The sequence below is a fragment of the Pauljensenia sp. 20925_1_34 genome, from assembly GCF_041432775.1.
Taxonomy (GTDB): domain Bacteria; phylum Actinomycetota; class Actinomycetes; order Actinomycetales; family Actinomycetaceae; genus Pauljensenia.
This window is the reverse complement of sequence record NZ_JAPWAG010000014.1, coordinates 50186-58836: the sequence shown is the minus strand read 5'-3', so window position 1 is coordinate 58836 and position 8651 is coordinate 50186. Positions and strand designations below refer to the sequence as shown.

Annotated in this window: 8 protein-coding genes; 3 read left to right on the top strand and 5 right to left on the bottom strand. The window is 69.1% G+C overall.

Features of this window, described 5'->3' with window-relative positions; all coding sequences use genetic code 11:
* Positions 1 to 120 precede the first annotated feature (120 nt).
* From O3669_RS06855 to O3669_RS06845, 3 genes are all read right to left on the bottom strand, one after another.
* Complete coding sequence (locus tag O3669_RS06855) at positions 121 to 267, bottom strand: hypothetical protein (RefSeq protein WP_371524143.1); 147 nt, start codon at positions 265 to 267, stop codon at positions 121 to 123.
* 88 nt (positions 268 to 355) lie between these two features.
* A complete protein-coding gene (fbaA, locus tag O3669_RS06850; protein WP_295921355.1) occupies positions 356 to 1381 on the bottom strand; it encodes a class II fructose-bisphosphate aldolase in 1026 nt (341 codons plus the stop codon).
* A gap of 227 nt (positions 1382 to 1608) precedes the next feature.
* The gene (locus O3669_RS06845; protein WP_371524142.1) at positions 1609 to 2358 is read right to left on the bottom strand and encodes a TrmH family RNA methyltransferase; all 750 of its coding nucleotides are present in this window, start codon (positions 2356 to 2358) and stop codon (positions 1609 to 1611) included.
* Here O3669_RS06845 and O3669_RS06840 point away from each other — a divergent pair.
* Positions 2357 to 3178, top strand: a complete 822-nt coding sequence (locus O3669_RS06840) for an HAD-IIA family hydrolase (RefSeq protein ID WP_314769760.1) — start codon at positions 2357 to 2359, stop codon at positions 3176 to 3178. The two genes, O3669_RS06845 and O3669_RS06840, sit on opposite strands and share 2 nt — an antisense overlap.
* A 27-nt stretch (positions 3179 to 3205) precedes the next feature.
* Positions 3206 to 3775 (top strand): orotate phosphoribosyltransferase, encoded by a 570-nt coding sequence (pyrE, locus tag O3669_RS06835; protein ID WP_371524140.1) that lies wholly within the window; start codon positions 3206 to 3208, stop codon positions 3773 to 3775.
* A gap of 77 nt (positions 3776 to 3852) precedes the next feature.
* Here pyrE and O3669_RS06830 read toward each other — a convergent pair whose 3' ends face one another.
* Both O3669_RS06830 and O3669_RS06825 read right to left on the bottom strand, forming a co-directional pair.
* Complete coding sequence (locus tag O3669_RS06830; protein WP_371524139.1) at positions 3853 to 4641, bottom strand: SDR family NAD(P)-dependent oxidoreductase; 789 nt, start codon at positions 4639 to 4641, stop codon at positions 3853 to 3855.
* Between the two features lie 87 nt (positions 4642 to 4728).
* On the bottom strand, positions 4729 to 7638 hold the full coding sequence (locus tag O3669_RS06825) for a choice-of-anchor M domain-containing protein (protein ID WP_371524138.1): 2910 nt from the start codon (positions 7636 to 7638) through the stop codon (positions 4729 to 4731).
* Between the two features lie 139 nt (positions 7639 to 7777).
* Here O3669_RS06825 and O3669_RS06820 point away from each other — a divergent pair, with 139 nt between their 5' ends.
* A complete protein-coding gene (locus tag O3669_RS06820) occupies positions 7778 to 8593 on the top strand; it encodes an exodeoxyribonuclease III (protein WP_371524136.1) in 816 nt (271 codons plus the stop codon).
* Positions 8594 to 8651: the final 58 nt, after the last annotated feature.

Here is an 8651-nt window from a genome sequence, read left to right as displayed (position 1 = left end):
CATGCGCAGCTAGGCCCTACTGGCAGCAGGATGAGCACGCCGCCCACGCCACCACCTGCACCCCGGCCCACGCCAACACCTCCTACACCCTTAAATGCGAAGAGCCTCTAAACCGTACGCTCACGAGACACACGCGGTGCCGGTGGGCGGCGGCAGGGCCTGGCCGGGCTTCGAGATCGACCACTCCGAGCGAAGCTCGCGTGTGGCGATCTCGCGGGCGGGGCGCCGCCCACCGGCACCAACACGCAGGCACAAACACTCAGCCACAAACGCATAGGCACAACGAAGCCGCCCGGCCCCACAGGGGGCCGGGCGGCTCACGCGTCAGGCCGCTAGGCAGCCATCAGCGAAGGGTTCAGCGCATCTGGGTGCCGGTGGCGCCCAGGCGCTCGCAGGCCTCGACGACGCGGGCGGCCATGCCGGCCTCGGCCGACTTGCCCCACGTACGCGGGTCGTACTGCTTCTTCACGCCGACCTCGCCGTCGATCTTGAGGACGCCGTCGTAGTTGCGCAGCATGTGGTCAACGACCGGGCGGGTGAACGCGTACTGCGTGTCGGTGTCGACGTTCATCTTGATGACGCCGTTGGCGACAGCGGTGGCGATCTCCTCGGCGGTGGAGCCGGAGCCGCCGTGCATGACCAGGTCGAAGGGACGGTGGTCGAGGCCGAAGTGCGCGGCGACCTCTTCCTGGATGGTGCCGAGCAGCTCGGGACGCAGCTTCACGTGGCCGGGCTTGTAGGCGCCGTGCACGTTGCCGAAGGTCAGGGCGGTGATGTAGCGGCCGTTCTCGCCCAGGCCCAGGGCCTCAACGGTCTTGATGCCGTCTGCGGTGGAGGTGTAGAGCTTCTCGTTGATCTCGCCAACGACGCCGTCTTCCTCGCCACCAACAGCGCCGACCTCGATCTCGAGGATGGTGTTGGCCTTGACGGACATGGCGAGCAGTTCCTTCGCGATCTCCAGGTTCTCGTCCAGCGGGATCGCGGAGCCGTCCCACATGTGGGACTGGAAGGTGGGGAGCTTGCCGTCGGCGACCTGGCCGGCCTCGATCTCGAGGAGGGGACGGACCCAGGAGTCGATGTTCTGCTTGGCGCAGTGGTCGGTGTGCAGAGCCACGGTGATGCCGTAGTTCTTGGCGACCTCGTAGGCGTAGGCGGCGAGGGCCAGAGAGCCGGTGACGCGGTTCTTGATGGTGGAGCCGGAGCCGTACTCGGCGCCGCCGACGGACACCTGGATGATGCCGTCGGACTCGGCCTCGGCGAAGCCCTGGAGAGCGGCGGTGATGGTCTGGGACGAGGTCACGTTAATCGCGGGGTAGGCGAACTTGCCGTCCCGTGCGCGATTCAGCATCTCTGCGTAGACCTCAGGGGTTGCGATAGGCACTTGGAGCCTCCTAATCGAGTGACAGTTTTGTCACGATCGATTGTCTCACATTTTGCTTGATCGGGAAAGGATGGAAGTCCCGTTCGGACAGGGTCTTTTCACTCAGCGGGCGCGTGTGGTACGCGCTTGGCGAGGCCGGGCTGGCCTGCGTGTCCGCGTCTCTCTCGGGTGCTGTCACGAGGCGGGGGTGGCTCTTGTGGGTGTGGCGCGCTGGGGCGGTGGCGGGGTCAGGGGAGGGGGGCGGGGTGTGCCGCAAGGCGCGAGGCGTGCGCCCACATGACGATCGCGGCGGCGTGGCCGACGTTCATGGAGCGCGTCGAGCCGCGCTGGGTGATGGCGACGACAAGGCGGCAAGCGGCGAGCATGTCCTCGCTGAGGCCCGAGGCCTCGGACCCAAAGACCAGGCAGGCGCGCTCGGGCAATACGGCCCCTTCAAGGGCGACGGAGCCGTCTACATTGTCGACGCCGACGAGGGCCAGGCCCTCACGCTCGCAGTGCTCGACGAGTTCGCTCACCTGCGCGCGGTGATCCACCGGCAGGTATCGGTCGGTCACCATGGCGCCGCGGCGGTTCCAGCGCTTGCGGCCCACGACGTGGACGCGGCGCGCGCCAAGCGCGTTGGCCGTGCGCACGATGGAACCGATGTTGAAGTCGTGGTCCAGGTTCTCCACGGCCACCTCGAAGGGAAGCGAGCGGGCGGCGACGTCCTCGCGAATCGCATCCATCGTCCAGTAGCGGTATCGGTCCTCGACGTTGCGCCGATCCCCGTGCTCCAGGAGCTCCCGGTCATAGTGCTCGCCAACCGGCCAGGCGGCCTGCCCACCCGGCCACGGACCGACCCCCACCTGCCCGCGAGCGCCAGCCCCGGCCTCGTACGCCTCAGTGTCCCCAGAAACCGCGCCCTGCCGCGCGATGTCACACCCGTTTTCCAACTCGTTCACGGATCCCACCCTATCGGGAACGTAGAATGGAGGCATGAATCCGCTGATGAACGAACCAACAGCACTCAGTGAGTTGCCGCCCGTGAGCGCGTGGCTCTCCGACATGGACGGCGTCCTGGTCAAGGAGAACCGCGCACTGCCGGGCGCCAACGAATTCCTGGCGGCGCTGCGCGCCAACAACATTCCGTTCCTGGTCCTCACCAACAACTCGGTGTTCACCAACCGCGACCTCTCGGCGCGCCTGGCGAACTCGGGCCTGGACATCCCCGAAGAGAACATCTGGACCTCCGCCAACGCGACGGCCGCCTTCCTCCAGCAGCAGTCCCCCGGCTCGACCGCCTACGTCATCGGCGAGGCCGGCCTGACCACCGCGATCCACGCCGCCGGATACGTCATGACGGAGACGGACCCCGAGTACGTGGTGCTCGGCGAGGTGCGTTCCTACGACTTCCGCGCCCTCACCCAGGCGATCCGCTTCATCGAGGGCGGCGCGAAGTTCATCGCGACGAACCCCGACGTCTCGGGCCCCTCCGACGAGGGAACCCTGCCCGCGTGCGGCGCGATCGCCGCGATGATCACAGCGGCCACCGGCAAGCAGCCCTACTTCGTGGGCAAGCCGAACCCGGTCATGATCCGCGCCGGCCTGAACACGATCGGCGCCCACTCGGAGCGCGCCGCGATGGTCGGCGACCGCATGGACACCGACGTTCGCGCCGGCGTCGAGGCGGGCCTGCGCACCCACCTGGTGTTGTCCGGCTCCACGGCACGCGAGGACATCTCCAAATACCCGTTCCGCCCCTTCGGCATCCACGAGGGCATCGGCGATCTCATTGAGCTCGTCGAGGCGGCCCACTGACCCACTCCGTCCCGGAAAGGAACCCCCATGACCAACGATTCCCACAAGGCGCGCCTGGCCACCCTCGTCCAGGAGCTCTCCGTCATTCATGAGAAGGTCACCCTGGCGTCGGGCCGCGAGTCCGACTTCTACGTCGACATGCGCCGCTCGACGCTGCACCACGAGGCGGCTCCCCTCATCGGCCACGTCATGCTGGATCTCCTGGAGGAGTCTGGTTTCTCAGTCGGCGAGGAGTACGTGGCCGTGGGCGGCCTGACGATGGGCGCGGACCCGGTGGCCACCGCGATGCTGCATGCGGCGGCCTCGCGCGGCCTCGACCTGGACGCCTTCGTCGTGCGCAAGGCGGCCAAGGATCACGGCATGAAGCGCCGCATCGAGGGCCCGGATGTCGTGGGCAAGAACGTCGTGGTCCTGGAGGACACCTCCACGACGGGCGGCTCCCCGCTGGAGGCCGCGCTCACGCTGCGCGAGGCAGGTGCGAACGTCGTCGCCGTCGCGGTGATCGTGGATCGCGCGACCGGCGCGAAGGAACGCATCGAGGCCGAAGGCTTCCCGTACTTCTACGCGCTGGGCTTGGAGGACATTGGCCTGGCCTGATCCTTTCCGTCCATCGACGAGGCCGGGGCCGGGTTCTGCGTGAACCTGGCCCCGGCCTCGTTATCGTCTGCGCGCCCTCACATGTGGGGCACGGCGCGCATGGCGCGCGCGGTGACCCAGCGAGGGGCGATCTTCATGATACCCATGGCGACCTTGTAGGTGGCTGTGGGGGTGACGTGGATGCGCCCGGCGCGCACGGCGTCAAGGGCTGCCGTGACGACCTGGTCAGGGCTGGCCATGAGCCAGGAGGGGGTCGAGCGCATGTCGACGCCGGCGCGCTCGAAGAAGGGCGTATCGACGGGACCGGGGCACACGACGGTCGCGGTGATGCCCGACCCCTTAAGCTCGGCGGCCAGGCCTTCGGTGAAGGCGACGACCCAGGCCTTGTGCGCGGAGTAGGTGCCAGCCCCCGTACGCGAGGCGACGGAGCCGACGTTGAGAATGGCGCCGCGGCCGCGCGAACGCATGGAGATACCGGCGTGATGGGCCAGGGTCATGACGGCTCGGACCATGACGTTCAGGCCGTCCACCTCCCGCTCCAGTGTGTTGTCCAGGAAGGGGCTACCCAGGCCAAAGCCCGCGTTGTTCACGAGGAGGTCGACGGGGCGCAAGTCCGGCTTCTCGGTGTCCGCGGGGCCTCCGACGTCGAGGCGTGCGGCGACGCGCGCGCATCCTTCCTCGGTGGACAGGTCGGCGGCGATGACCTCGGCGCGCACGCCCGCGACGTTTGCGAGCGAGGCCGCGAGCGCTGCCAGGGCGTCCTCGCGGCGCGCGACGAGCACCAGGTCATGGCCTGCGGAGGCCAGCTGCCAGCAGAATTCTTCACCAATCCCGGAGGTTGCTCCGGTCACAAGCGCGGTTCCCATGGGGGAAGTCTAACGCGCTCGCGTGGGGGTAGCACGAAGCCGGGGCGGGGTCGCGCACGTGTCGCGAGTCCGCCCCGGCCTGCTGTTTTATCGCGTGCGGATCAGGAATCCGGCTCCGCCACCGGCGAGGGCCGCCGGGATGAGGAGGAGGAGCAGCCAGTAGGGGCTCCAGCCTCCCGATCGTCCAGCGTCGGTCGCCGCCGCGATGGGCAGCGAGGCGGCCGCGTCGCTGGTGCCCACCGAGGGGGCTCCGGCGGCGCCGGACTGGGCGCTCTCACCGCTCTGGGCACCGCTTTGCGGGCTGGCACTCGCAGACGGGGTCGCGGCGGGTGCCGCCTTGGGGGCGGTGACCGGGGTGGCGCCACCCGAGGAGGTCGTGGCGCCCGATCCACCGCGCGAGGCGGCTCCGGAACTCAGGACTGCCTGCGTACCCGGGGCGCCCGCGCCGGATGCGGAGGCTGCGGGGCGGGTTGCGCTCGAGAGCACTCCCCTGGCCACGGCCTTGTTTCCGGAAGGAGCTGCGGGTGCCGCTGCCGGGGACCCTCCCGGGCGAGAGCTCGGAGCGGGCACCGGGGCAGCGCTCGGCTCTGGAGCGGGAGTCGGCTCGGGCGCAGGTGCCGGGTCAACGCTCGGCTCGGGAGCGGGAGTCGGATCGGGCGCAGGTGCCGGGTCAACGCTCGGCTCAGGAGCCGGCGTCGGCGCGGGGGCGGGCGCAGGAGTCGGTTCGGGCTCCGGCGTCGGCGCGGGGCCCGGCGAGGGCGTCGGGACCGGCTCGTCGCCCGGGGTGGGCGCGGGCTGGTCGTTGTGGTGGCCGGAGCGGACCACGACGGTGAAGGACTGCGGATCGGCGAGGACGCGCTCGCCGCTGCGGGCGCCCACCTCGATGCGGTAGGTTCCGGGTGCGCTGAACACCCAGTTGCCGTGCATGTGCGTGGACTCGGTCGTGTGGACCGCCCCGTCGCCCGCGGCCGAGTCGAAGTGGATGCGCGCGCCGGTTCCGAAGGTGCCGCCCTGGAAGAAGGCGACGCGAGCGCCCTGGGGGGCCTCGGCCAGGTGCAGGGTCAGGTCCGCGCCCTCGGGCAGGGCGGCGTAGTCGATGCCTTCGGTGGACAGGCCGGGCCACACGATGTCGCTGTTTTGCGTTTCGGGCAGCACGTAGGTGGCGGTGCCCACCGGGCCGAGCACGTCGTAGCTCGCGTCCGACAGGGAGGCCGGGCGCACGAAGCGCGCGTTGGGTCCGACGGACAGGGTCGTGGAGGACAGGGTGCGCAGCACGGAGGTGCGCGCGTTGGTGAGCGAGTCGTCCTTGACGGCCAGCCCGTAGGTGGTGCCGTTCTCGCCGGCCGCCTGGGTCAGGCGCACGTCCAGGTGTCCGCGGCCGATCTCGACGGGGTCGGTCAGCAGTGACGAGGCCGGGGCCGGGTTGTCTCCTCCACCGGGGTTGGGCGCGGGCTCAGGGCTGGGCGCAGGATCGGGGGTCGGGTCGGGTGCGGGCTCGGGTTCTACGGGAGCCGGGGAGCCGTCACGCATCTTGAGCGTGGCGGTCAGACCCACGTGGTCGCCAACGGTGACGTCGGAGGCATCAGCAACCGTCATGACTGCGTCGGAGAGGGGGTGGGGGCGCAGGACGACGCGCATGTACATGGGGTCGGATTGGCACACGCCGAGGTCCTGGGTCTTCGTGTCCATGCCGCCGGCCCCCAGCGTGCCTTCCATCGAGCACCAGGGGCTGAAATCCCACTTGGATTCGAGGAACTCGATCTTGTAGGTGGCGCGCAGGTTGGGGTCTGCCGCCTTGACGGTGGCCGTGTACTGGTCGGTCGTGCCGGGGATCAGGTCGTAGGAGACGTCGACGCGGCGCGAGGCCACGGGCAGGCGGTCGGGGTTCCACTCGGGAGCAGGGTCGGGGTTGGAGGGGCCCAGGATCGTGTCAGATCCGCCGACGGTGACGGGCTCGGTGTCCTTCTGGGAGTAGTGCGCGGCCTGGGAGACCCAGCGGGCGGAGGCGGAATCGGAGGGGATGTAGATCGCCTGGACGGCCGCCGCGTCCGCGCCGAGCAGCTCGGAGACGGTTGCGCGGCCGCCCTCAACCACGGCCTCGGTGAGGAAGTAGCCGTTGACGGTAATCCACGCGCGTCCCGTGTCGGTGGCGACGCCCGTGTCGAGCGTGATGTCGGTGAGGTAGTTGTCGCCGGGATGTTCACGCTCGGCGTGGTGGGACAGGGTGAGCGTGGGTGTGGCGGCGTTGCCGTCGGTGCGCTCTGCTCGGGCCGCGTTGTAGGCAGACACAATGTCCTTGATCGTGCCGTCGGCGGGGTTCGCACCGCCAACCTGCCAGACCAGCGGGGTGATCGGCGAGGAGTAGAGGGCGGTGCCGTCGGCGCTGCGCGCGGTCATCTTGTAGTTCGCGACGTAGCGGCCGGGCTGGGTGAAGGTCGTGTACAGGTGCGTGTGGCGGGGGTTGTAGACGGACCGGTAGGCGGTGTCATGGCTGGAGAGGAAGCGGTTAACGCTGTCACCGTTGTCGATGAACATCTCCATGCGGCCCGGGCCGTCGACGCTGATGAGGTCGAGCGTGTAGGTCTCACCCTCGAACTTGTCCATGTCTCCGATCTCGCCGGCGCCCAGGCCCGCCCAGATGGGCGTGTTGCCGGGGCCGGGGGTCTGGGGGGCGGCGTTCAGGACGCTTCCTTCGGCGCCGAGGAATGACAGGTCGGGACGCTTGGCGGGAACGACGAGCTGCGATTTGGCCTCGTCCTTCTCGCCGGTGCCGGTCCACGCCTTGGGGATCCACAGGGCGGTCTTTTCCATCGGTAGGTTGATGGTGTTGAGGCTAAAGCTGTTGGTATCGTCGTGCCAGACGGGGATGGGCGCATCCACGTGCTGTCCGGTGACGATCCAGTCCTTGTCCTGGTCGGGCCCGGCCCACGCGGTGGCGGGGGTCAGCGCCAGGAAGAGGGCCAGCGCCGCGGTGCTGACGCGTCGCAGGTATGACATAAGGGTGCCTTTTCTAGCTATGTTGTAGATGAGAATCATTATCACTATAGACAATCGGTCCGACAACCGCACGTCACCGCGCGCGTTTCACACGCGTTTCACGCGCCCAGCACCCCGTCCCCCAGCTAGGCTCGACCCCATGAGATTCGCGACCTGGAACGTCAACTCCATCCGCACGCGCGTTGACCGCGTCATCGCCTTCCTCGAGCGCTCAAGCACCGACGTGCTCGCCATGCAGGAAATCAAGTGCCGCCCCGACCAGTTCCCCACCGCCCCCTTCGAGGAGGCCGGCTACCACGTCGCCATCCACGGACTCAACCAGTGGAACGGCGTCGCCGTGGCCTCGCGCCTGCCGATCCTCGACATCCAGGACCACTTCCCCACCCAGCCTGCCTTCGGCGACCCGGCGGTCGTCGAGGCCCGTGCACTCGGCGTCACCATCGACACGACCGACGCCCTCCCGCGCGAGGATGGGCAGGCCTCGTCCATGACGATCTGGAGCCTGTACGTGCCCAACGGGCGCGAGCTCACCCACGCGCACTACGCCTACAAGCTCGAGTGGCTCGCCAACCTCGCCGAGCAGGGCCGCGGCTGGCTTGCCGACCCGGAGGCGCTCATTGCGCTGGTCGGCGACTGGAACGTCGCTCCCCTGGATGAGGACGTGTGGGACATGGCCGTCTTCGAGGGCTCAACCCACGTGTCCGCCCCCGAGCGCGAGGCCTTCGCCGCCTTCGCGTCCGACGGCTGGGTTGAGGTCACGCGAGGCCGCGTCACGAACTACACCTACTGGGACTACCAGAAGCTACGTTTCCCCAAGAACGAGGGCATGCGCATCGACTTCGCCTACTGTTCCCCGGCGCTCGCCGCGCGCGTGAGCGGCGCACTGATTGATCGGGACGAACGCAAGGGCAAGGGCGCGTCCGACCACGTGCCCGTCATCATCGACGTCGACTGAGGGACCGGACGAGGCGTGGGCGAGCCCCGCAACGCGTCGAGGCCTGGGCACGTGCCCA

Bases quoted from the DNA above. Each gene is read 5' to 3' on its own strand.
- O3669_RS06840 (WP_314769760.1), top strand. From the start codon at position 2,357: ATGAATCCGCTGATGAACGAACCAACAGCACTCAGTGAGTTGCCGCCC.
- O3669_RS06845 (WP_371524142.1), bottom strand. From the start codon at position 2,358: ATGCCTCCATTCTACGTTCCCGATAGGGTGGGATCCGTGAACGAGTTG.
- pyrE (WP_371524140.1), top strand. From the start codon at position 3,206: ATGACCAACGATTCCCACAAGGCGCGCCTGGCCACCCTCGTCCAGGAG.
- O3669_RS06830 (WP_371524139.1), bottom strand. From the start codon at position 4,641: ATGGGAACCGCGCTTGTGACCGGAGCAACCTCCGGGATTGGTGAAGAA.
- O3669_RS06825 (WP_371524138.1), bottom strand. From the start codon at position 7,638: ATGTCATACCTGCGACGCGTCAGCACCGCGGCGCTGGCCCTCTTCCTG.
- O3669_RS06820 (WP_371524136.1), top strand. From the start codon at position 7,778: ATGAGATTCGCGACCTGGAACGTCAACTCCATCCGCACGCGCGTTGAC.